The organism is Vibrio nigripulchritudo ATCC 27043 (genome assembly GCF_000222685.1).
In the GTDB taxonomy this organism is placed as follows: Bacteria; Pseudomonadota; Gammaproteobacteria; order Enterobacterales; family Vibrionaceae; genus Vibrio; species Vibrio nigripulchritudo.
The window spans coordinates 1-23,355 of record NZ_AFWJ01000306.1; the positions used below are offsets into that span (position 1 = coordinate 1).

Here is a 23,355-nt window from a genome sequence, read left to right on the forward strand (position 1 = left end):
GAAATGCGCGTCAGAGCCAGTTGTAATAAAAGCGCCTTTTTCTTTCGCTAGCTTTGCGATTTCACTGCACCTTTCAACACTACCCGCTCGGCTTCTTCCTTTAAGTGAAGTGTTATTGATTTCAATCGCAACGTGGTTCTCGACAGCGCACTCAATGACTGGTTCAAATTCAAAATCGTAATTCGGGTTGCCTAGATGTCCGAGAGCGTCCACCCGACCTGATAAAATGATATTGATTAAGGCATCCGTATGCGCAGATTTACTTTGAGGTTTGAACACGGCTTCGTGAAAACTCGCAATCACCCAGTCGAGGTTTTTGTCAACGGATAAGGGAATATCGATGTCGCCGCAGGTGTTCATGATATTGGATTCCACACCACGAATAATCGCAACACCGTCAATAAATCTGGGTAATACCCTCTGATTACTGAAAAACCAATAGTGTGGTGCGCCTGGCATGGATTCTGAGTGATCCGTAGTACAAAATATCGCCAGTCCACACTCTTTCGCGGCTTTGGCATTTTCAATCAAGGTACTGTAGGCGTGCCCACTGGCATAGGTGTGAGTATGTGTGTCTACTAACAATTTCATAATGAAGATCAAACCCTAAGGTCAACAGACCCTGTTTATATTTCAATTAGTTAAAGCTTAACATTTTACGATGCCGACCGTTTGGTTTTCGTTGTTTCACAGTTTGCGTAAAACGGTGACCTTCTTTCCGAAATTACAAAGAGATCCAGCTCAAATAAAAGTACTTATATGCAAATTTTTCCTATTGAAACACTTGCATATAGAGCGACCTCTACAATACTTAAAAAGCATCAGTTACAAAGGGTTAGTTACGTTCGTAATTGTTTTAGCCTACAACAAAATATTAACTCAGCCATTACATATATGGCTCAAGTTAAATTCGCATTATGTCAGTTTGCAGCATGGTGAAACTTGTATGACAAAGCACCGCTACCCCCTGAGTATCCATATAACAAGCCTGTTTATGGCACTCGCCACAGTGATTGGAAGCGTTTTGATTGCGATCAGCTACCATCACTCACAACAACTGTTACAAGGATCAGCCAAAGAGCTGAGTAACGAAAATAGCCTTAAGCTTGAAACTCTGTTTCGTGAGCAAGTCGCACCAGTGCTGACAACACTCGATTTCATGGCAATGAGCAGCTTTATTCGTCATCAGAAAGATTCAGTAGAGAAAGGCGGATGGTTGAATTCTCTGGAAATCATCTTTCAAAGAAATACCAGTCTGGTCGCGCTGTATTACGGTTCAGATAACGGCGACTTTACGCTCTACCGACCGTTATACAACCCGAAGACAGCGGAGCAGTTCAAGGCTCCTGAAGGTGCCGAGATACTTTTCCGGTCTACCGACATTGATGGAAGAAACGAGTCCATGTTTCTTGACGGAGACAGCACTGTTCTCGCCGCATCCATTCGGTATGACAACCAATACGACCCCAGAAAACGACCGTGGTATGCACATGCTACTGACGACCAGAAAATCCACCTGACTCAGCCTTACCATTTCTATTGGCTACAGGATATTGGTGTCACATTTGTTCGTAAGACTGCCAATAACGATTATGTGGTCGCCGCGGATTTTTCTCTTGATGGGTTAAATAAAAGTATCGGTGAACTTGCCTACGCCAGTGAAAGCCAGTTGTTGCTGTTTGACAGCGCGTTGCGACCACTCGCCTCACATCGGCTGAATGGCTCTCCAGATTCTTACGACAATATTCATCTTGGCGAGCAGCTTAAAAACACGGTATTCAGCAAACTCGATTTAAACCGAGAACTCTCTTATCAGTACTACGCAATTCAACACGGAGGCATCGACTGGTCCGTTACTCTGACACCAGTGAAACTCACCGATAACGTTAGCCTGTGGCTGGCGGAAGCAACACCTCAGGACGCTTTGCTGGCAAACCTCTATTCCATGCGAGATAAGCAGGTTACTGTGGCCATTCTCATGCTGGTAGGCTGCTTTGGTATTGTCTGGTATATCGCGAAACGTATTGCCAGCCCGCTTCACAACCTGAACAGGCAAACCGATAACATTCGACGCTTTGAATTTACCAAGACGCGCTATCCAAAAAGCCTGATCAGAGAAGTAAATGACCTGACTCAGTCCGTTGAATTGATGGAGCACACGCTTCATGACTTACTAGAGCTCTTGCATGACACCGCAAGTAATCGGGATTTCTCAAGGCTGGCGAAAAACATCACCTATCAAAGTTACATTGTCACCAAAGCTGAAACCATCGTGCTTTCGGTCTGGAATAAGAACACTAAGCAATTTGATGAGAGCGTCAATCAAGCCATCATTCCTTTGAAAATAAACATCAATTTGCTCCTTAAAAATGCAAGCCATGTTGAGGAATCATTGAAGAAAGGAGAAATCGTTCACCTTTCCAAAGAGGACGAAGCACTCAAGCCTTACCTTGTTTACTTCTACAATTCCGATTTGTATCTGTTTCCTCTTCTTAACCGAGATCAGCAGCTCATCGGAATTCTGACTCTAGGATACGAGCGACCAGTCACTGCGGCTCAGAAAGAGAAACACGACTTCCTGCGTGAACTGCTCTCTTTCGCTGCGATAGCGAAAGAAAACATTGACCAGATTCAGCAACAAAAAGACATGCTGAATGCCTTTATTGAGCTGCTCGCATCGGCAATCGATACCAAATCTCCCTATACGGGTAAACACTGTCAGCGTGTCCCTGCTCTCGCAGAAATGCTGACTCAGGCTGTTGTTGATGACAAAGGTCGTTTTGAAGATTTTCAAATGACGGAAAAAGAGTGGGAGGAGCTTCACCTTGGCGCTTGGTTACACGATTGCGGGAAAATCATCACGCCTGAATATGTGGTAGATAAGGCGACAAAACTGGAAACCATTTACGATCGCATTCACGAAGTGCGCATGCGCTTTGAATTACTCAAACAAACAGCCCATACGCAGTACTGGAAAGGGTTAAGTTCGGGCAAAGACCAGAAGGAACTGAAACAAGCGCTCGACGCAGAACTGAAATCGCTGGATGAAGATTTCAGGTTTATCGCTGACTGTAATCTGGGTAGTGAGTTTATGGACGACAGCAAGCTGGAAAGAATCGAAGAAATCAGCAAGCGGCAGTGGACTCGAACCATCGATGACCAGCTTGGCATTTCTTGGGTAGAGAAAAGCCGCTGTGAAGACCCGGCTCCGCTTCCTGTTATGGAATCGGTGTTATCAGATAAGCAAGTACACCGTATTCCATGGGCTGAGGGCTTCAATCCAAAGCAGATGTGGAAAGAAGACTTCAATCTCACACCTGGAGATTACCATTATAATCGCGGTGAGCTTTACAACCTGTCGGTACGTTCTGGCACACTCACGAATGAAGAGCGCTTCATTATTAATGACCACATCATTCAAACCATCGACATGCTGGATAAACTGCCTTATCCGGAATATCTCCAGAAAGCACCGGAAATTGCAGGTTGCCATCATGAGCGTGTAGACGGAACAGGTTACCCCAGAGGCTATATGGCTGGAGAACTGTGCGTCCCTGCGCGAGTGATGGCAATTGCTGATATTTTTGAAGCCCTGACAGCCAGTGACAGACCTTACAAGAAAGCCAAGAACCTTAAAGAGTCCTTGTCTATCATGACCAAACTTGCAACTACGGGGCATCTCGACCCAGAACTGTACCTGCTCTTCTTACAGCAAGGTGTGTATATGAAGTACGCCAGAGAGTATTTGTCTGCAGAACAGATGGTTGAGGTAGATGTGAAATCTCATATGACCGAGGTGCTTATTCACCTTTCTAAATTGGCTAGTGAAGCCAAAAGAGCTCAATTAGAAGCGGAAGCTACTAAGAAAACGACAAAAGGTTCTACCACCACCAGCTAAATGAAGATGCCTACAAAAAGCACGGTGATTACGATCACCGTGCTTTCTAATTACCTCGTTTCTTTATAGATAACGAACCCTGCCCTCATTCCCTCAATTGCGGGTTTCATAGCTTTATGGATTCGCACTATCCCCTTTTTTAGCGTATTCATCATGCTGGCCAGGACAATCAGGCTTATTCCCATTATTTTGTGCCCATCTAATGACTCTGAGAACAACGTGAATTGCCAAATGCAGGTGAAAACCAAATTGGTGTAGATAAGTGGTGCAAGCTGCGACCCAGTCTCCACCAGTTGATACGCTTTTGCGCGAAATACCTGAGTATTCACAATCAACAGTGACAACACCAATAACATTATCCAGACAAACTCATGTTCTTCTGGCATCGCCAGTAATGCCGTGTCGGTATGGCTTGGTCCGATAACCAGATAAACGGGAACCAGAAACAGAAACGCCAACAGAAATGTCCAGGCATTAAGAGACGCTGGTGTCATGCTCCCCTTTGATGCCCGGAAAAGCGCCAGTTGAGACCCAGCGACCAGAGCACCAGCGGCTAATCCCACCAATAGCTCCCATTTAAATGAAAACTCAGATAGATCTCCCGCTAACAGCAGAACACCTGCCGCCATAATGAACAAGCAAACAATGTTCATTGCGGAAATTTTTACTTTAAAAATCAATCGCTCAAGTACTGGAATAAACAGAGGTCCGGTACTGAATAAAACGACAGACTCAACTAACGTCAGTGTCTGCATCGACCAAAGAAAGCAGAGCTGGCAGCCCGCCATGCAAATTGAACGGACCCAAAGCGCTCGCCACATTTTACGATGTGGAAGGTGGAACTGCGTCAGTGCCATGAACGCGAAAAGGATAAACGCAGGAACAAAAAACCTCAGCATACTGAGTAATTGTACACTCAGGCTTTCTGTAAGTAATTTTGAAAAGACCCCATTCAGTGAAAGACTGAACGTGGATACCAGCATAAATACAATAGGTTTCGATAACGTCATATATATCTCCTGTTGATACCCATTCTAAGGTGCTGGCAAAAAGAAAAATAACGATTAAAATTAACCAAACCTGTAAGTTTTACTTACATATAAAAATTCATTGAACCAGCAAGCAGAGAGAAGAAAATGCCACCGTTTAAAGCCATTTATACTTTCATTGCCGTTGCAAGACTGGAAAGCATGACTAAAGCAGCCGACGTTCTGAATGTAAGCCATTCAGCGGTTAGCCAGGCTATCAAAAGCCTTGAAAACTTCCTCAATGTTACTCTTTTTGTTCGCTCAGGTAGACATGTTCATCTGAATGAACAAGGAAAACGGTACTTCCAGCAGGTTGCTCCTGCATTTGAAACCGTGGTATCTGCTACCGAGAAGCTGAAACAAAATCCAGATGATGGTCGCCTTACAATAAACATGGTGGCATCGCTTGCGCTGCACTGGTGGATCCCCAGGGTGGAAAAATTCCAAGGTGCAAATCAGGAATTGGACGTAAGGATTTCAAACATCATCGGAACGTTTGATTTACCGGCAGAAGGCGTGGATTTAGCAATCATTCATGGACAAGAACAGCATTGGCAGGACTACTACTGCCATAAATTACTGGATGATGAACTTGTTATGGTTGCTCACCCGGACTTAGCGAAAAGCTCCCGAAGCGCTCAGGATTTGCTTTTAGAAGTGCCCGCCATTTTTGTATCGAATGACCGACGTAAAAAGGACTGGGCTCTCTGGTGTGAAGCACGCGGTGTCAGTATTCCGCTTAAAGAAAACAACCTGACTTTCAATACATCGGTTCAGGCCATCCATGCGTGCCGTAGAAAGCTCGGAGTACTCATTACCCACAAACTGTTTATTGCAGACGATTTACACCACGAGCTACTGACTCAGGTCGATGTTTCAGTAACTCACCCTGAGAACACCTTCTTCTATGCCTGTCATCCATCCCGCCTGAATTCTGAAAGTGTAAAGTCACTTCGCAACTGGCTTGAAGCTGAGTTTTTAGAAACCACTTAAGAGCTGCAAAGCAGTCTTCTTACTCAAAGAATTAGGTGCTTTAGGATTAAAAACGCAGCCACTCCAACTAGCGTTGTTGTCAGTACATTTTTTGTTTTCCATGCAACAAAACAAGACAACAATGCTGCCAGAACGTAAGGGCTGGTCGGCGACATGTGAAGCTCTCCCTCGGGAACAAATACGATAGGCGCTAAAATCGCCGTTAACACCGCAGGGCTGGCATAAGAAAGTAATCTTTGAAACTGATGATTCAGCCGAAGCGGCAATCTGGGTTCTAAAAACAGATACCGGCTAAGAAACACAACTGCTGTCATTGCCAGAATGTACCAGTAAATCATGCTTTGCCCTCCAACCTTTCACACATGTAACCACTGATCATTGCAATCACACTGGCAATCACCAAACCTCCCTCCACTTGTTGCCACGCAAAGTAAACGGAAAGGACTAAAGCGACAAACACAGACACCAGTACAGGTCGATTTTTTACGGTTGGCACCACAATGCCAATAAAAGTGGCGGCAACGGCGAATTCCAGCCCGAGTTCATTCAAATTGGGGATAGTACTGCCAGCAACAATTCCGGCAAAAGTCGCCAAGTTCCAAATCAAGTAAAAGCTCAACCCTGCGCCAAATGCGTACCATGGCTTAAATTGCTTCGGGGTTTGACTGCCACAAAACGCAAACAATTCATCCGTTAACAGAAAACCCAACACCACTCGCCAGCGCCCTGGCAACGGGCTGATTTTATCTCGCATTGCCACGCTGTATAGAAAATGACGCGATGTAATGAAAAAAATAGTGACGACAAGCGCACCCAGTGTTGTACCTGCTTTGATCATGCCCATTGCCACCAACTGTGCGGCTCCTGCAAACAAGATCAAAGAAAACGCCTGCCCTTCCATCGGCGTAAGACCGCTGTCTATTGCAAAGGATCCCGCCAATATTCCCCAAGGGACTACGGCAATACTGAGAGGCAACATCTTGATGGTGCCTTGAATGAAAAGTGAAGAGCGAGATTCTTGAGACATATTTTCCTTGAATGAATCATCTGGGTGCACGGAAAAACACTCAGAGTATATGTAATACGTGTGAGGTTAAGCTGCTTTAGCAAACTGAGAAGGGGTAATGCCCATTGCCGACTTAAAATGTCGGTGAAAATGGCTTTGATCATGAAAGCCCAAATCATGGGCGACATCCATGACTTTCATTCCACTTAACATCCATTTCTTTGCCAGCCTCAATCGAACCTGCACCTGATAAGCATGAGGTGGGATTCCGTAAGTTTTTTTAAACTCACGCGCAAAATGGTAAGGGCTAAGTGAAGCAATTGAAGCCAGTTCTTCTAGCGAAACATCTGCTTGAGGTAGATCGTCCAGAAACTCTTTCGCCCTTTGGATATTACGTTTTGCAGACGCCATATCTGACATGTTTGGCTCATTCTTCCCATGTCGAATAACAAGCTTCATTAACGCTTCATAGAGGGCTGTTTCTCGGTAAAGCCGAGTTGAATCCGACTTTAGCACGGAAAAAAGCTGACGAAATCGGGAAGCCAGTTCCGGGTCATAAACAACTGGCGCTGGAAAATATGGAGCCCCACAAAATGACCGCCCAATCTGTTCAAAGTGCTCAGGAAGCGGATACATTGCCTGATAAGACCAACCTCCCTCAGTAGCGGAATGCCCATTATGTAATTCGTCCGCATTCACCAGAATAATGCTGTCGCTCGGTGCAACATGGTTTCCACCACTGCGGTAAAAACGCTGAGCCCCCGTTTCGATTACGCCAATGGTGTAGCCTTCATGGCTATGACAGGAAAAGTTTTGCTTTTCGTAACTCGCTTCCAATAGCTCCAGCCCGCCTAATTCTTGTGCAATGCAAAAATTAGCGATCTCTCTGTTTTTCTTTTTGGTGCGAGTTGTACCCATAACTTTCCTTGTCTAATGCTTACTATTGATATGCCATCAATCCTTGGATGTTGACGCGATCATCCTATCAAAGCGCTCAATAGAAAAATTGTATAATTTTGCTTATTTGTGCCATGTGATATCGCAGAATTTTTCGACCCGCCATTTGCCATTTTCAAAGTACAAGATAGATTCACTTAGGTTGTCAGCATAAGGTTCCTGCCATATAAGTGAGCACTCAATGCCAGCCAGTTCACTTACCACGGCTTTGATCCAGCCTGCATGAGAAACAACAACGACGGTTTGACCTCCGTATTCTAAAGCAATGTCCTCAAGTGCTTTCAGCCCCCTTTCGCGCAAGTCTTGGAAAGATTCACCAGTATCAGGTTTGTAATTCTGAGGTGCATTCCAGAAAGCGGTATATCTCTCGTTATCACGGAGAGCTACCTCCTCTGTAGATAAGCCTTCCCAGCTTCCTAAATGAATTTCTCTCAACCCTTCCATTGTTTTGATTTGTTCTTTTGGTAAGCCCGTTAAGATGTTGGCGGTATGAACCGTTCTTCCACTTGGTGAAGACAAAACAGCATCGAATGAAACCTGCGACAGTCTTTCTTTCGCAAGTTCAGCTTGCTCAATACCTAGCTGAGTTAATGGTGAATCATCATGTCCCTGAAGACGCTTTTCCAAGTTCCATTGAGTCTGACCATGTCTAAATATATGAATACGCGCCATTTGAAACAACCTTGTCTGTCCGTCCATTTTCGTTCCAATATACCGACAATCTGGATCAATTGACAAATTTGGTTATTAGCTATCTAAGGTTCTATCAGTGCAAAGCTTTTACCACAACATCACTAAAATGACCTAAATAATGAAATAATTGCTCAAAATTGGAACAACACAAAATCGGTGTCTAGACTCAAAGAAAATAACTATTACTGGCAGCACAACGTCGATAGAACAAATTAGGATCGAGCAATGGGATTATTTTCTTTAATGGGCGGGAAAAGCCAAAGCAATGGAAACGTGAGTAATCAGATTATCGACAATGCGCTGGATGCCGTTGTTTCCATTGATAAAAACAACAAGGTGTTTTACTTCAATAATGCCGCTGAAAAGCTCTGGGGTTATTCAGCCAAGGAAGTCATTGGTAAGAACGTTAAGATGCTGGTGCCGGAAGAATTTCAGGCTAACCATGACAACTACGTCAACCGAAACCGCACGACGAATCAAAATGTTATCGTCGGTACCTCTCGTAAACTAGAGCTCATCAGAAAAGATGGAAGTAAAGTCTGGGTCAGTTTGGCACTAACCAGAACTAAGCTTTCAGATGGCATCGGCTACTCGGCATTCGTTAAAGATATTTCCGAAGAAATGAATGCTCAGCAACGGATTGAGCAAGTGCTGGCTCAGTCGGTCAATGCCGTGATTTCTATTGACGGCGATAACTGCATTACCTACATGAACTCGGCAGCGGAAAAACTGTGGGAATACAGTGCTGAAGAGGTCATGGGCAAAAACGTAAAAATTCTGGTTCCGAGGGAAATTCGAGACAAACACGATTCCCTCGTCAACGCAAACCGCGAAACCCGAGTCGATAAGATTGTCGGAACCAGCCGTGACATCGAGCTTGAAACCAAGTCTGGAAAACGGATTTGGGCGAACCTTTCACTCTCAAGAATTGAGCTTGACGGTGAGATAGGATACACCGCATTTGCTCGTGATATCACCGCGGAGCGAGCAGCCAAAGAGCAAATGGAACAGGTTCTGCATCAGGCCATTGACGCAGTTGTGACAATTGACAAAGACAACATCGTTACCTTTTATAACCCTTCAGCCGAAGAATTATGGGGCTATAGCGCCTCAGAAGTTATCGGTCGGAACGTAAAAATGCTGGTTCCTAAAATTCACCAGCCTCGGCACGATGAATACGTAAACGCTAACCGTCGAACAGGCAATGACAAAATTGTAGGATCCAGCCGAGAACTCCAACTAGAGAAAAAAGACGGCACCGAAATTTGGGTTGCGTTTTCTCTTTCCAAGATCGAAATCGGCGGCGAAATTGCCTATACCGCATTTGTACGGGATATCACCGAAGAGCGCATGGCGCAGGAAACGATCAACCAAACGCTCTCACAAGCCCTTGATGCCGTAATTACCATTGACGAAAAAGGCATAGTTAGCTTCTTTAACGCTTCTGCAGAAAAGCTTTGGGGTTATAAGGCTGAAGACGTTATCGGGAAAAACGTGAAAATGCTGGTTCCAGTAGAGTTGCAACCGAATCACGACGGATTTATTCAGCGTAATCTTAATACTGGTGAAAACAAAATCGTTGGAACCAGCCGCGAAGTTCCCATTAATCGCCCAGATGGTAAAGAAGCATGGGGATTGCTGTCTTTATCGAAAGTAACTCTGGACGGCAGAACTATCTACACCGCATTCATTAAGGACATTTCAGCCGAAGTGAAGCAGCGTAACGGTATGACTGAAATCATGGATCGCGTGGCCAATTCAAGTAATGAAATATCTGAAATCGCGAAAGTCATTGACGGTATCTCAGACCAGACCAATTTGCTGGCATTGAACGCAGCCATTGAGGCTGCACGAGCCGGTGAACATGGACGCGGGTTTGCGGTAGTGGCAGACGAAGTTCGCCAATTGGCATCTCGATCTTCAGAATCGACAAATGAGATTAACCGCCTCAGTGATGGAACTCAGAAGCTACTCACAGAGCTCGCGGATGTCCTTAAACTCAAAACTGGCGGGTAAACATCCCGAAATCATACGGAGGCGCAGCGTGCGCCTCTTTTTTATTGGTATAGTTAAATTACATAGTGAATTGTCAGTTACATGACCATCCCTACTCTGAATAGCAGGAGCGGATATTGTAACTTTCGGTGAGTCTTCCTTGTTTTATCTGCCCCCGCGGGTAGAATCCTTTAAAAATATTATTACACGCTTCACTCATGCCAAAATTGAATGCACTTGAAAACACTGGGCATTACTCGATTCAAGAACAATGTTCGCTGGGTCAGATTGAAAATAAGCTTGCCCCAGACAACAAGCCTCCGGTAGTCACTCTGCCTCGCTCCCCTTTTCTGACGGATAAAGCCATTCAGAACCGCTGGGCGATAATCGATGATGATGCCCTGCAAGAAGTCTTACTCGATCCCGCCACTTACAAACAACGAAAAGCGTACAGCAAAAATATCGAGAACTTCATCGGCTCTGTGAAAATGCCACTCGGAGTTGCAGGTCCTTTACGAGTAAACGGTCTGTTTGCCAAAGATGACTATCTTGTTCCTCTGGCAACAACAGAAGCTGCATTAGTCGCGTCTTATCATCGCGGATGTCAGTTGGTTACGGCATCCGGTGGTGCATCGGCAATGCTTATCAATGAGGGAGTAACCCGTACTCCTGCATTCATGTTTGACAATTTGGCAATGGCCGGACAATTCGTCGGCTGGGCTACCAGTCAGTACGATACCTTCAAATCACTAGCAGAATCGACCACTCGCCATGGAAAACTTAAAGACATCAGCATCACCATTGAAAGCAATCAGGTCTTTTTAGTATTTGAATTTCTTACCGGGGACGCGTCGGGGCAAAACATGGTAACCATTGCTACCAACGCGGTTTTTGAGTACATCCTCAAGCATTCTCCCATGACACCAAACCATGCCATCTTGGACGGCAACCTCTCTGGTGATAAAAAAGCCAACGCTCACACCATGAGAAGTGTCCGGGGTAAAAAAGTGTCGGCAGAAGTGCACATTTCGCGTGAGATGGTAAAGAAGTACCTCCACACTAACCCAGAAGACATGGTCAAATTCGGGCAAATTACAACTTCTGGGGCTCTGCTCAGTGGTTCTATTGGTGTGAATGCACATTTTGCCAACGCTCTGGCCGCTCTCTACATTGCCTGTGGGCAAGACGCGGCCTGTGTTGCTGAATCGGCAGTGGGTATGTCCCGTATGTCAGTGAAAGAAGATGGTAGCCTCTACGCGAGTGTGACCTTACCTAATTTAATGCTTGGCACAGTAGGCGGTGGAACTGGCTTACCTTCTCAAAAAGCGTGTCTGGATATCATGGGGCTAAGCGGAACAGGAAAAGCCAAAGCTTTGGCAGAAGTCTGCGCATCACTTTGCCTAGCTGGAGAGCTGTCTATCGTCGGCGCTTTTTGCGCGGGGCACTTTACTAAAGCGCACAGCAAGCTGTCGCGCTAAATTCCTCCAAGTCAATCAAAAACGGCTAGCTCTTAAAGGGCTAGCCGTTTTTCTACAATTCGGTTTTTCACTCGGTTAGAAAAAGTGACCATTTGCGTGAGAACGGCTATTTTCTGACGTTAAAGACTCACGGTAAAAACTCAGCACTTTCACATTCAGTGCGATGATGGAAACAAGAATCAACATGCAGTACAAAGGCCAGCCAAGCAGAATTGACATCAGTTGTATTTGTTCGTGAGACGCGTGAAGAGACAAATAGAATACCAACGCTTTTCCCAAAAAACACAATATCCACATCGCGCTTATTTTCTGCCACATTCTTATGTATTCGTCTGGAAACTGTCGGTGCAACGCTTTCAAATGCTCGTAGGTTGCTTCAGCCAGCAACATGGGGAGTGGAAAGCGAAGGAATGAAAACACCAACATGATGACCGCAATTTGCAGCGCTCCTGTCATGTAGGAAAATTGCGGGAATGCATCGAGCAGGGACTGAGGTAAATGTAAGGATACCATCCACTCTATAAGCCCAAACAGTGCAAAGAAAAATGCAACGATGCTTTTTCGGGTTGAGTAAATGGAAACAAAGCACCCGTAAGCGGACAAAAACAGAATGCACCAGAACATCCCAAAAAGATGTACCAGTGAGAAATAGAGTATTGCGGGCACCAGCAGGACTAGAATGTTCTCCTGCGTCAAGATGCTCGGCTTAGATAGCCTGTTCATATTGCCTTCCCTGACCAACGTTTTTAAATAGCACCCCGAACTTCTTTCCGTCTATGCGCGGTATTTATAATCCAGTAAATTCAGGCTGAGTACTCTTAACAGAGTATCTTCAGGTGGGTAAATATAATCCAGCCATTTATTTATTAATTTGATCCATGTATCAGATACAAGGCCAATTACGCTAATTTAAAAAATAACATTTTTGTTACTTACACTTATGCGCGAGATTATTTTATAATTAAAGGGCTTATTCATCAAAATAAGCCCTTTATTCAAGATTTCGCAAAAAGAAATTTAAGCTGGCTAAGTGCCGGTGGCAGCATTATCACCATTGACCACTTTCAAATCCTTCACTTTAAAGTGGTGAAAAGCGTTATAGAGCGGTTTTTCTTTGAGAGGTTTTACAATTACGAAGTTTGCGCCTGCTTCGAGAAACGCATTTTTGGTTGATTCAAACGCATCCGCTGTGCAGGCATAGATTGGTGTCTCTATACCCATTTCGTGTCGCATTCGCCGTGTGGCTTCAACACCGTCAAGGTTAGGCATCTGGTTATCCATCAAGATAAGATCGTATTCCTGAGTCTGCACTTTTTCTAGTGCAATCAAGCCGTCTTCCGCCCAGTCTACTTCCATCCCATATTTCTGGCAGAAGGCTTTAGCTATAAAGGCATTACTCTTATTGTCTTCCACCAGCAACACTCGAATACTGGTATCAAACAGAGTGGCTGGATCTTCGTGATTCGAAGCTTCCACTTCTTCGCGCTGGATCTGGCTTACTACAGTCACAGGCAACTGTATGTAGAATGATGCCCCTTCTCCCTGCATACTGGTGACTTTGATGGAACCGCCCATCAGGTCCAGAAGGTTTTTCACAATGGCTAAGCCCAGCCCGCTTCCACCATATTCCCGGGTGGTGGTGGATTCTGCCTGAATGAATGGTTCAAACATGGTTTCCAGGCTGCTTTCTGAAATCCCGATCCCTGAATCACGAACTTCAAGCTTCAAAATTTCTTTACCGGGTTCATGGCTTTCCATCATAAAGCGGACAATCACGCCACCTTCCGATGTAAACTTCACTGCATTGCTAAGTAGGTTAAACAGAATTTGGTTCAGACGAACCTGATCGGTTCTAATGATCTGCTTTTCCGGGATTTCATTTTGAATTTCGAGGGACAGCCCCTTATTTACACACAACGGCATGTAAATGGTCTCAAGCGATTTCACCAAATCACGGAAAACAAACTCATTAAACTCGATATTAAGTTTGCCCTGTTCAATTTTCGAAAAGTCTAAAATATCATTCAGTACCGTTAGAAGGTGCTCACCACTCTGGTAAAGAATGTCGACTTTTTCCTTGTTTTCCGGTTTGTCTAATGTGCTCTGAAGGATTTGAGTAATACCGAGAATTCCGTTTAACGGAGTACGAATCTCGTGGCTCATTTTTGCCAGGAAGTCCGCTCGGGCGACCGCACTTCGCTCGGCCTCGATTCGAGCCAGGTTACTTTGCTTCTCTGCTTCAATCAGCGTGGTAATGTCTTGTCCCTGCCCGATGATGGCGTGGATTTCGTTATCAAACTCTAGTGGTGATAAGTTCCAGCGATAGATCTTGTTCTCAATTGGAACGTTAACCCCCATCAGGGTTTCACCCGTCATTACCATACGCAGGTAAAACGCGACTTTGCTCTGGAAGCTTTTAAAGCGGTCATCTATCTCGCTGTCACTCATATCCAGCTTTGAATTCAGAGCGCGCTCTGCGGCTGGGTTCATCCTTAGAACCCCACCCTCGGTGTCCCAAACGATGATCGGAGAGAGTGAAAAGTTAAACAAATCCTGAAACGACTTGTCTTTTTCTCGCAGTTCTTCAAACGTCTTTTCTAGCGTGTGCCCCACATGGTCAAACTCATAAATGCTTGACCCTTGAAACTCCGAGGATTCTATACGGTCACCCGCCGAGCGTGTGTATTCCATTAAACTTTTCAGCTCGTTCGAAACCAGCCGCTGAATGATCTGTCTGGTCAGCAGTGCCAGTGCAAACATGGTGAACATACTGATCGCCAGACCAACTTTGTAGTTCTCTTCCAGAGTCAGAATATTGGAATTGGTCTGAATCGTGTAAACATAGATCGGCGTGTCTTCACCGTTTACCAGCAGATTCGTTGCATTGAATAAATGCCCACCCGAAGAGCCCGTATTATCCTGATTCAGGTCTTCAAGCACTTCATTATAAAGCGGGTCTTCAGAGTTGATGGTACTGGCAATAGGTGTGTAATCGATCATCATGATCACCGCATCACTGTTGGATGCGACTTGCAGCTGATCAATTAGGGATAGATTGCGGTTCAGAACGATGGCGATGTACAAATGCCCCAACACCTGCCCATTTTCCAAACTAATGATTGGTGTTCTGCGAATGAGCAAATTCCGTTCACCCAACACCGTATCCTGGCTTATGTAATGCCAGTCTCGACCCAAACTGATGGACGTAGAAATTCGTTCGAGATGTACTTCTGTTAACCCGTAAAACAGACCATTTCCATCATTCCAATTCACGTCACCATTATCAGAGGTGATAAATCGAAAATCAGGAGAGTTAAGCGGGTCGTTTTGTTCTAAATCCAAAAAGAAAAAATCAACCTGATCAGGGCTGTTGCTAATGAGGTTGTTTTGCAGAGTAATGTTGAGCGCATTACTGTCTTGATGGCTTTGTAACGTGGCTAACTTATAGTCGAGAAGGTTTTGTAATAAAGAAGACGTTTGAGTAGAACTACGCGCTACTTCCTGCTTAATAATGCTGGATGAGAAATGGTAGCTTTGTACCATTACGCCAACGGTCAAAACACCAAAAATGATGACAATCAGGCGAACTATCAAGTTCGCCAGTGAGCGTCTTTTGGTCGTAAGTTTTTTAATCATCCTAGCTTGATACTTCCATTAATCAGAATATCTGAAAGCACGTAATTTTAGCTCTTGTATTCTTTCTTCACTGTCCTGACTGGTGACAATTTCAAAATCACCGGAATAAACGGTAGGTACGGTCTTGTCTTCAAGATCCATTTTGATGGCCTCTGCCATCGCAACGCCTGTATCATCGTTCATTCTCATAATGGTAACATCCAACTCACCTTTTTGTATCGCTTCTAATTCAGCGCTACCACCACCCCAACCGTTGATAATTATGTCATTTCTGCCAAGCTCTTTAATCGCATCAGTAGCACCCAATGCGACGTCAGTCGAACACGCGTACATGAAGGCTAAATTGTCGCCTTTTTGAATCGCATTTTTTGCGGCCTGATAGCCACTTTCTCGGCTCGCCTTGGTGTAGAAAGAAGAACGAAGTTGATAGTTTTCCCCTTCGCTACTCATGGCATCGATGAAAGTATCGCCACGTGCAGCACTGATGTAGCCCTGAGAAAAGAAGAGTACTGAGTAGTCTGCGCCTCGCGGAAAACGAGATTTAAAATGGCTGGCGAGCGCGCGACTTCCTGTGGCATGGTCAAAGCCAACATACATAAAGGGTTGATTTTGTTCCCACGCTTTAAGCGGTGTGGTGATATTTTGCAGTATGAGTTTGGTATCTGGACTATTGAGAACGTGTTCGATGAATTTTCTGTGTCGACCTGTATCTAACGTGAAGATCAGATAGCCTGACTTGTTACGGATGGCTTCCATCAAAGAAGCACTTTGCTGACGAATGTCTACATTCGGGCGAGTAAAAACTTTGTTAATTTTATACTCAATGCCCAGTTCATCCATTCTTTTGCTGAATGCTTTGATGTTTCTGCGCCAGTAATCAGACACCTGCTCACCCGGATAGATAACCGAGATCGTGACAGGTTTTCTCTGTTTTACCTTAAGTGGGACGGGCTCAGAGCGAACGACATCACTAAAGTTTCTGACCAGTGACTGCTGCTCTGGGAAGGTTTTAAGGAAATCACTGTATTCCCAATACCCGTTGAGAACTTGTGCTGCGTTTAAGCTCGACGTTAAAGCCAAACTGATGGTGCCAACCAAAAGATGTCGCAATTTCATATCTTAATCACCAATTTGCGTGAAGCATCACGTTAATATAGTTGATGTAAAAAAGAATTTGTATCGCAAATGCTTAGGATTATTCTGACTGCTTATCCTTAATGCAATTCATCTTAAAGTTTGGCACGAATCAACAAAAATGCATCATGTTGCAATGATATTTTGCTATCTCGGGTCACCAAAGTGCTCTAAATACAAAATTGTGGCGGCGGTCCGGGATGGTACTTCCAGCTTCTTTAACAAGCTTTTCATGTGAACTTTAACAGTAGACTCGGAAATAAACAGGTTATCGGCGATCTGTTTATTGCGAAACCCCTTCGCCACTTCTTTCAGGATTTGATGCTCGCGATCGGTCAGCAAATCCATAATAGAAGGGTTATTGGTGCGCTCATTCAAGTATTTACGGACTTCGTCGCTGTAAATTTTATTGCCAGAAAGCGAGTCTTTGATTAATTCAATCAGTTCATCGGGCTCTGTGTCTTTTAGCAGATACCCGTCTGCGCCGGCTTTAACCATGGTATCGATATCGCTCGGGCTGTCCGATACAGTCAAAACAACAATACGAGCTTCAATGCCCTCAGCACGGAATGCTTTCAGTGTGTCGAGCCCCGACATGCCCTTCATATTTAGATCGAGAAGAATCAAATCTGGCTGTTCTTTCAATGCAATGGCAAGTGCATCAGACCCATTACTTGCCTCACCTATTATGTGAAACTCCTCTTCAAAACTGAGTAACTGAGTGATGCCTTTACGCATCAGCGGATGATCATCGACGATCAGCACATTACATGTCGTCATTTATGCTCTCTTCTGCGGTATAATTTAACTGAATATGGCACCCTTCTCCGGGAGTGCTTTTTACTGAAACGTGCCCATTCAATCTCGCTGCACGCTCCTCCATAATACTTAGACCATAATGGTTGATTTTGTGGTGGTTTACATCAAATCCTATGCCATCATCCGTTATCGCAACCGAAATTTCATTGTCTTTTTTACGACAGTGCACAGAAATTGTCGTTGCCTCGGCATGTTTAACCGCATTCAATACAGCTTCACGAATCAACTGAAGAACATGAACCTGCTCATTAGCCTGCACATTCAAAGAGGCAACTTCGTTTTGAATGACGATTTTTGCTTCCGTCTGCTCTTGCAGTGGAATGACCATCTGCTTTAGGGCATCGTCAAAGTCTGCATCTTTAATGTTCAATCGGAAGGTATTGAGGAGTTCTCGCAGTTGGGTATAAGCCGCAGACAAACCTGAATCAATATCGGCAATGACTGAGGGAATGGCTTCCTGCTTGGCTGGACTTGAAGAGCCAAGCGCTCTTTTAAGCAGGCTGACCTGAATTCTTAAGTAGGAAAGAGACTGAGCCAGAGAGTCATGTAGCTCTCGCGCAATGGTTGCCCTTTCTTCCATTAACAGCAGGTACTCTTCCTGTTTCTGTGTTTGTGAATAGTAAATACCTTGCGTTAACACCTGACAGATACTGTCGATTAACTCTTTGTCTGGGCAAGGCAGCATGTACTGTACTTCAAGTGTACCCAGTTCCTGCTCGTCCAGAGTCAGTGGTAACCGATGCCAGTCACTATAGTCTTTAGGCTCACCTTGCCGAATGACTTCACTCTGCTTTCCTATGCCTACAGTGAGCTTAACCGCAGCGATACCCTCTAAGCTGAACAAGTATCCAACTACGGTTTCAATATGAGATTTGGTAATACGTGAAACATTAAGTGCCTGAGAGCAGTTATACAGCACTTGCAACGAATCGTTGGCATGCCTCAGTCGGTGAGTCTTTTCCCCAACCGCTCTTTCCAGACCAAAGTACAGTTCGCCCAACTCCCTCGCCATGGAATTGAAAGTATGCGTGAGGCGTGACAGTTCATTGTCACCAGAAACATGCAGCGAGACATTAAAATTTCTTTTCTGGATCTGCTCACTGGCGTGGCTCAATCGGTTGAGTGGATTAACGACTTCTCTTCTTACATATCGAACGACAAAGGTAGAAATGATCAGTATGCCGCCAAGCCCGACTCCACCAATCCAGGAAAGTGCAATCAGCTTTTGCTCAGAATGCTCCTGAAGATCAAACACAAACTCATCTATCTGTTCTACAAAGTCGGCAACCTGAGTGAGGTAGACGTCGTTCTGTTGGGATAATAGCAGCCCGTTCAACTGCTCCCACCTTTGAATGATCAACACGTAATCGGTTTGAATGTCTTCGGGCACCGTCCAGTGTTTTAAGGCTGACATGGAGGGAGAAAACAGAGACTGCTCAAACTGCTCTACATGAAGTTCGAAGTCTAACGAATGGCTCTGAATATCATACGCTAACCGATAACTCTGCATTCGCATTGAGCCAGCCACATTGACCGCTTCGGCATCATTCAGGCTTGATGCCAGCGTAAAAATCGCAAAACTGGTGGTTGCTATCGACAAAAGCAATATCCAGAGCAGCGCCTGTGCCACTGTGCTGGTTACTGGCTTTTTCAAAATTTTAAACAAATACAACCCTCTTTGAACGTCTCACGCCATCTTGCATATTCATTAGCGCTTGAATTACTGACAATTTTATTGATCTAAAACAGTTTAGTCTTTGATTACCCCTTTAGGGTTATTTAATCAAATATGTCCAAAACTAAACTGTTTATGTGGAGTAATGAAAGTCTGTTAACAGATTTTGATAACTTAATGAGAGGTGGTTTTGGTCGACCCAATCCGAAGACGTCTATTCACAAGAAATAACGAAAGCGAAAACCAACCTCGCATGCCGTGGGTTAAAGACGCCCTTGAGTTTACAGAGCAATGCACCCGATGTAACCAATGCGCTTCCGGTTGTGAAACAAAAATCATAAAACTCGGTAGCGGTGGCTTCCCCATTGTCGACTTTGACCTGGGAGAATGCACGTTTTGTTATCAATGCGCAGATGCCTGCCCGGAAAAACTCTTTAACACCCAAGACTCCACACCCTGGAACGCGAAAGCTGCAATATCAAACACCTGTCTTGCAAGCCAGAACGTTGAATGCAGAAGCTGTGGTGATATGTGCGAAACCATGGCTATCCAGTTCCAGTTATCTATAGGAAAAGTAGCACAACCAAATTTAAATCTTGATGAGTGCAACGGCTGTGGCGCCTGCGTATCAGTGTGCCCGACTTCATCCATCAATGTGAGCATAAATAACAACGAGAGATAACTATGGCACTAAATGAAGTGCACATTTCCAGCTTGGTGGTTCACGTTTCACCTCAGCATTTGGAGAGTGTGAAAACCCAGATTTCGCAGTTAGACAGCGCAGAAATCTACGGGGACAGCCCGGAAGGAAAAATCGTGGTGGTTTTGGAGACCGAAAATCAGGGATTCATTACCGACACCATTGATGCCATTAACCAATTAGCCAACGTTCTGAATACAGTTTTGGTTTATCACCAGATTGAACAGGAACTGGATGGCGAAGATAAAAACACTGGAACTCAACACCAAATTGAGGGTGAAGCATGAAAATGACAAGACGTGCGTTTGTTAAGGCAAACGCAGCTGCATCAGCCGCCGCAGTCGCTGGTATTACCCTACCCGCCTCCGCCACCAACCTGATTGCCAGTTCAGATCAAACCAAAATCACATGGGACAAAGCGCCTTGTCGTTTTTGCGGTACTGGCTGTTCTGTACTGGTAGGAACACAGAACGGAAAAGTGGTTGCCACTCAGGGTGACCCTGAAGCCCCTGTAAACAAAGGACTAAACTGCATCAAAGGCTATTTCCTTTCAAAGATCATGTACGGAAAAGATCGCCTCACTCAACCTTTGCTGCGTATGAAAGATGGCAAATTTCACAAAGATGGTGACTTTCAGCCCGTATCCTGGGACACAGCATTCGATGTGATGGCAGAAAAATGGAAAGATGCGCTTAAAAAGCACGGTCCTTCTGGTGTAGGTATGTTTGGTTCAGGTCAATGGACCGTAATGGAAGGCTATGCCGCTGCCAAAATGATGAAAGCGGGTCTGCGTTCTAACAACATTGACCCTAACGCTCGCCACTGTATGGCTTCTGCGGTTGGTGCTTTCATGCGTTCATTTGGCATCGACGAACCCATGGGATGCTACGATGACTTTGAGCACGCAGACTCCTTTGTACTTTGGGGCTCAAACATGGCAGAAATGCACCCTGTGCTCTGGACTCGCATTACCGACCGCCGACTGAGTTTTCCTCATGTGAAAGTCAACGTGTTGTCTACTTACTATCACCGTTCGTTTGAGCTGGCGGATTCCGGCTATATCTTCAAGCCACAAAGTGACCTAGCCATTGCCAACTTTATTGCGCATTACATCATTGAAAATGACGCAGTTAACTGGGATTTCGTTAACAAGCATACCAACTTTAAGCAGACCGCCACTGACATTGGCTACGGCTTGAGAGACGATGACCCGCTGCAGAAACAGGCACAAAATCCGAACTCTGGCAAAATGACGTCTATCTCGTTTGAGGAATACAAGAAGTCTGTTGCGCCTTACACAGTAGAAAAAGCGTCGGAAATATCGGGCGTCGCACCAGACAAGCTTATTGCTCTGGCAAAACAATACGCCGATCCAAACACCAAAATAATGTCACTGTGGACCATGGGGATGAACCAGCATACTCGTGGTGTCTGGATGAACAGCCTGATCTACAACATTCACCTTTTGACAGGCAAAATTTCGACCCCGGGTAACAGCCCATTCTCGTTAACGGGTCAGCCTTCTGCGTGTGGTACTGCTCGTGAAGTGGGTACCTTTGCGCACCGTTTGCCAGCAGATATGGTGGTTGCGAACCCAAAACACCGCGCGTATGCAGAAAAAATCTGGGACATACCATCGGGTGTTATTCCACCTAAGCCAGGCTACCACGCCGTATTGCAGGATCGCATGCTTCGCGATGGCAAAATGAATGCGTACTGGGTGATGTGTAACAACAACCTGCAAGCAGGTCCGAATATTAATGGCGAACGCCTGCCGGGCTACCGTAATCCAGAAAACTTCATTGTCTGCTCCGATCCTTACCCAACGGCGACTGCGCAAGCTGCCGACCTTGTATTGCCTACAGCAATGTGGATCGAAAAAGAAGGTGCTTACGGTAACGCTGAGCGACGAACTCAGGCTTGGTACCAACAGATCGACACAGTTGGCGAAGCGAAATCTGACCTTTGGCAAGTCATGGAGTTTTCAAAACGCTTCAAGATGGAAGAGGTTTGGACCGAAGAAATGCTCGCAAAAGCGCCACAATATCGTGGAAAAACCATGTACGACATGCTGTTCAAGAATGGTGAAGTGGATAAGTTCCCTGTCGAGGAAGCACGTGAGCTTAATGACGACGCCCACCACTTTGGATTTTATGTTCAAAAAGGTTTGTTTGAGGAATACGCCAGATTTGGTCGCGACCATGGACACGATCTCGCGCCATACGACGTATACCACCAGGTTCGCGGACTTCGCTGGCCGGTAGTCGATGGTAAAGAAACCCTATGGCGCTATAAGGAAGGTTCTGATCCCTATGCTAAGAAAGGCTCTGGTTGGGACTTCTATGGCAAGCCAGACGGTAAAGCTCTGATCATCTCAGCGCCATATGAAGCGCCACCTGAATCACCAGATTCTGAGTACGACATGTGGCTATGTACCGGACGTGTCCTTGAACACTGGCACACCGGTACCATGACTCGTCGGGTTCCTGAGCTGTACAAAGCGGTTCCTGATGCGGTGTGCTACATCCACCCTGCGGATGCCAAAGCAAGAAACTTACGCCGAGGTGAAGAAGTACTGATTGCCAATAAACGCGGTGAAGTGAGAGTCCGTGTAGAAACCCGAGGGCGAAACCGCCCGCCACAAGGCTTGGTATTTGTGCCGTTCTTTGATGCACGAATCCTCATCAATAAGCTGATTCTAGATGCGACTGACCCACTTTCGAAGCAGACAGACTTTAAAAAGTGCCCGGTCAAAATCACCAAGATCGCTTAAGAATTTTGCTTCTGACCGCTTTCATAGCGGTCAGACAATCAGAATTAGCCTAATGGCGGAGAACTCATTATGAAAAAAATTCTAGTAACACTACTGTCGGTCGGTGCACTTCTCAGTGGTGCAGCCATAGCCGAACTCGATAACCCTGGAGGTATTGGCGGGTTAGAATCTCTGCGTGGAGTAAGCGAGCTGGAAGACACTCGCCCAGCGGACGACTTCAAAAAGTACCCTCGTGAACAGGCGCTAGAAAGCAGCTACGTTTATCAGCCTCCTTTGATTCCTCATAACATTCGGGGATACGAAGTTTCTCTGAATGCAAACAAATGCCTTGCTTGCCACAGCTGGAAAAATGCCAAGGAAATGGGGGCGACAAAAATCAGTGTCACGCACTACGTAAACCGCGAAGATGCGGTGCTGGCAGACATGTCACCAAGACGTTACTTCTGTCTTCAATGTCATGTACCTCAGGCAAACGCTAACCCGCTTGTGGAGAATGAATTCCAAAGTGTTGATTCTCTCAGCAAATGATTTTTAGCGAATTAAGAGGCTGATTATGAAGATATTAAAAGC

The 23,355-nt window shown here is 45.2% G+C and carries 19 protein-coding genes; 8 read left to right on the forward strand and 11 right to left on the reverse strand.

Features of this window, described 5'->3' with window-relative positions:
- Positions 1-591, reverse strand: a 591-nt coding sequence (locus tag RH89_RS25245) for a phosphatase (protein WP_004408214.1), incomplete at its 3' end; no start/stop codon positions are given.
- A 355-nt stretch (positions 592-946) separates the two neighbouring features.
- Here RH89_RS25245 and RH89_RS25250 point away from each other — a divergent pair.
- Complete coding sequence (locus RH89_RS25250) at positions 947-3,898, forward strand: HD domain-containing phosphohydrolase (protein ID WP_004408215.1); 2,952 nt, start codon at positions 947-949, stop codon at positions 3,896-3,898.
- A gap of 50 nt (positions 3,899-3,948) precedes the next feature.
- On the opposite strand, the gene RH89_RS25255 is transcribed toward RH89_RS25250, so the two are convergent.
- Entirely contained in the window at positions 3,949-4,908 is a 960-nt protein-coding gene (locus tag RH89_RS25255; RefSeq protein WP_004408216.1) for a DMT family transporter, read from the reverse strand.
- Positions 4,909-5,034: 126 nt separating this feature from the next.
- Between RH89_RS25255 and RH89_RS25260 the strand changes: the two genes are divergently transcribed.
- Complete coding sequence (locus RH89_RS25260; protein ID WP_004408217.1) at positions 5,035-5,919, forward strand: LysR substrate-binding domain-containing protein; 885 nt, start codon at positions 5,035-5,037, stop codon at positions 5,917-5,919.
- A gap of 23 nt (positions 5,920-5,942) precedes the next feature.
- On the opposite strand, the gene RH89_RS25265 is transcribed toward RH89_RS25260, so the two are convergent.
- The 4 genes from RH89_RS25265 to RH89_RS25280 all read right to left on the reverse strand — a co-directional run bounded on the left by RH89_RS25265 (position 5,943) and on the right by RH89_RS25280 (position 8,581).
- The gene (locus RH89_RS25265) at positions 5,943-6,257 is read right to left on the reverse strand and encodes an AzlD domain-containing protein (RefSeq protein ID WP_004408218.1); all 315 of its coding nucleotides are present in this window, start codon (positions 6,255-6,257) and stop codon (positions 5,943-5,945) included.
- A complete protein-coding gene (locus tag RH89_RS25270; RefSeq protein ID WP_004408220.1) occupies positions 6,254-6,946 on the reverse strand; it encodes an AzlC family ABC transporter permease in 693 nt (230 codons plus the stop codon). Before RH89_RS25270 ends, RH89_RS25265 begins: the two co-directional genes overlap by 4 nt.
- Before the next feature lie 66 nt (positions 6,947-7,012).
- Positions 7,013-7,843: an AraC family transcriptional regulator gene (locus RH89_RS25275; protein ID WP_004408222.1), complete on the reverse strand. Its 831-nt coding sequence runs from the start codon at positions 7,841-7,843 to the stop codon at positions 7,013-7,015.
- A 102-nt stretch (positions 7,844-7,945) separates the two neighbouring features.
- Positions 7,946-8,581 carry a histidine phosphatase family protein gene (locus tag RH89_RS25280; RefSeq protein ID WP_080564076.1) on the reverse strand — a complete coding sequence of 212 codons (636 nt, stop codon included), beginning with the start codon at positions 8,579-8,581 and terminating at the stop codon, positions 7,946-7,948.
- 219 nt (positions 8,582-8,800) lie between these two features.
- On the opposite strand from RH89_RS25280, the gene RH89_RS25285 reads away from it, so the two are divergent.
- Complete coding sequence (locus tag RH89_RS25285; RefSeq protein WP_004408224.1) at positions 8,801-10,591, forward strand: PAS domain S-box protein; 1,791 nt, start codon at positions 8,801-8,803, stop codon at positions 10,589-10,591.
- 197 nt (positions 10,592-10,788) lie between these two features.
- A complete protein-coding gene (locus tag RH89_RS25290; protein ID WP_004408225.1) occupies positions 10,789-12,048 on the forward strand; it encodes a hydroxymethylglutaryl-CoA reductase in 1,260 nt (419 codons plus the stop codon).
- A 75-nt stretch (positions 12,049-12,123) separates the two neighbouring features.
- Here the strand turns inward: RH89_RS25290 and RH89_RS25295 are convergent, their stop codons facing one another.
- The 5 genes from RH89_RS25295 to narQ form a co-directional block, all read right to left on the reverse strand.
- Positions 12,124-12,771: a hypothetical protein gene (locus RH89_RS25295; RefSeq protein WP_004408227.1), complete on the reverse strand. Its 648-nt coding sequence runs from the start codon at positions 12,769-12,771 to the stop codon at positions 12,124-12,126.
- A 303-nt stretch (positions 12,772-13,074) separates the two neighbouring features.
- On the reverse strand, positions 13,075-15,684 hold the full coding sequence (locus tag RH89_RS25300) for a LuxQ periplasmic sensor domain-containing protein (protein WP_004408228.1): 2,610 nt from the start codon (positions 15,682-15,684) through the stop codon (positions 13,075-13,077).
- A gap of 18 nt (positions 15,685-15,702) precedes the next feature.
- Positions 15,703-16,800, reverse strand: coding sequence for an autoinducer 2-binding periplasmic protein LuxP (locus tag RH89_RS25305; protein WP_004408229.1), 1,098 nt, complete (start codon positions 16,798-16,800; stop codon positions 15,703-15,705).
- A gap of 165 nt (positions 16,801-16,965) precedes the next feature.
- Positions 16,966-17,598, reverse strand: a complete 633-nt coding sequence (locus RH89_RS25310) for a response regulator (protein WP_004408230.1) — start codon at positions 17,596-17,598, stop codon at positions 16,966-16,968.
- Entirely contained in the window at positions 17,585-19,303 is a 1,719-nt protein-coding gene (gene narQ / locus RH89_RS25315) for a nitrate/nitrite two-component system sensor histidine kinase NarQ (RefSeq protein ID WP_004408231.1), read from the reverse strand. Before narQ ends, RH89_RS25310 begins: the two co-directional genes overlap by 14 nt.
- A 199-nt stretch (positions 19,304-19,502) precedes the next feature.
- Here narQ and napF point away from each other — a divergent pair, with 199 nt between their 5' ends.
- From napF to RH89_RS25335, 4 genes are all read left to right on the forward strand, one after another.
- A complete protein-coding gene (gene napF / locus RH89_RS29370; RefSeq protein ID WP_004408232.1) occupies positions 19,503-19,994 on the forward strand; it encodes a ferredoxin-type protein NapF in 492 nt (163 codons plus the stop codon).
- 2 nt (positions 19,995-19,996) lie between these two features.
- On the forward strand, positions 19,997-20,299 hold the full coding sequence (locus RH89_RS25325; protein WP_004408234.1) for a chaperone NapD: 303 nt from the start codon (positions 19,997-19,999) through the stop codon (positions 20,297-20,299).
- Complete coding sequence (gene napA, locus RH89_RS25330; protein WP_004408235.1) at positions 20,296-22,785, forward strand: periplasmic nitrate reductase subunit alpha; 2,490 nt, start codon at positions 20,296-20,298, stop codon at positions 22,783-22,785. Before RH89_RS25325 ends, napA begins: the two co-directional genes overlap by 4 nt.
- A 69-nt stretch (positions 22,786-22,854) precedes the next feature.
- Positions 22,855-23,313, forward strand: a complete 459-nt coding sequence (locus RH89_RS25335; protein WP_004408236.1) for a nitrate reductase cytochrome c-type subunit — start codon at positions 22,855-22,857, stop codon at positions 23,311-23,313.
- Positions 23,314-23,355 lie beyond the last annotated feature (42 nt).

Coding starts and splice junctions, on each gene's coding strand:
- RH89_RS25280 (WP_080564076.1), bottom strand. CDS start 8,581: ATGGACGGACAGACAAGGTTGTTTCAAATGGCGCGTATTCATATATTT.
- RH89_RS25255 (WP_004408216.1), bottom strand. CDS start 4,908: ATGACGTTATCGAAACCTATTGTATTTATGCTGGTATCCACGTTCAGT.
- RH89_RS25250 (WP_004408215.1), top strand. CDS start 947: ATGACAAAGCACCGCTACCCCCTGAGTATCCATATAACAAGCCTGTTT.
- RH89_RS25270 (WP_004408220.1), bottom strand. CDS start 6,946: ATGTCTCAAGAATCTCGCTCTTCACTTTTCATTCAAGGCACCATCAAG.
- RH89_RS25295 (WP_004408227.1), bottom strand. CDS start 12,771: ATGAACAGGCTATCTAAGCCGAGCATCTTGACGCAGGAGAACATTCTA.
- RH89_RS25260 (WP_004408217.1), top strand. CDS start 5,035: ATGCCACCGTTTAAAGCCATTTATACTTTCATTGCCGTTGCAAGACTG.
- RH89_RS25310 (WP_004408230.1), bottom strand. CDS start 17,598: ATGACGACATGTAATGTGCTGATCGTCGATGATCATCCGCTGATGCGT.
- napA (WP_004408235.1), top strand. CDS start 20,296: ATGAAAATGACAAGACGTGCGTTTGTTAAGGCAAACGCAGCTGCATCA.
- RH89_RS25275 (WP_004408222.1), bottom strand. CDS start 7,843: ATGGGTACAACTCGCACCAAAAAGAAAAACAGAGAGATCGCTAATTTT.
- RH89_RS25335 (WP_004408236.1), top strand. CDS start 22,855: ATGAAAAAAATTCTAGTAACACTACTGTCGGTCGGTGCACTTCTCAGT.
- RH89_RS25285 (WP_004408224.1), top strand. CDS start 8,801: ATGGGATTATTTTCTTTAATGGGCGGGAAAAGCCAAAGCAATGGAAAC.
- RH89_RS25300 (WP_004408228.1), bottom strand. CDS start 15,684: ATGATTAAAAAACTTACGACCAAAAGACGCTCACTGGCGAACTTGATA.
- RH89_RS25265 (WP_004408218.1), bottom strand. CDS start 6,257: ATGATTTACTGGTACATTCTGGCAATGACAGCAGTTGTGTTTCTTAGC.
- RH89_RS25305 (WP_004408229.1), bottom strand. CDS start 16,800: ATGAAATTGCGACATCTTTTGGTTGGCACCATCAGTTTGGCTTTAACG.
- RH89_RS25290 (WP_004408225.1), top strand. CDS start 10,789: ATGCCAAAATTGAATGCACTTGAAAACACTGGGCATTACTCGATTCAA.
- RH89_RS25325 (WP_004408234.1), top strand. CDS start 19,997: ATGGCACTAAATGAAGTGCACATTTCCAGCTTGGTGGTTCACGTTTCA.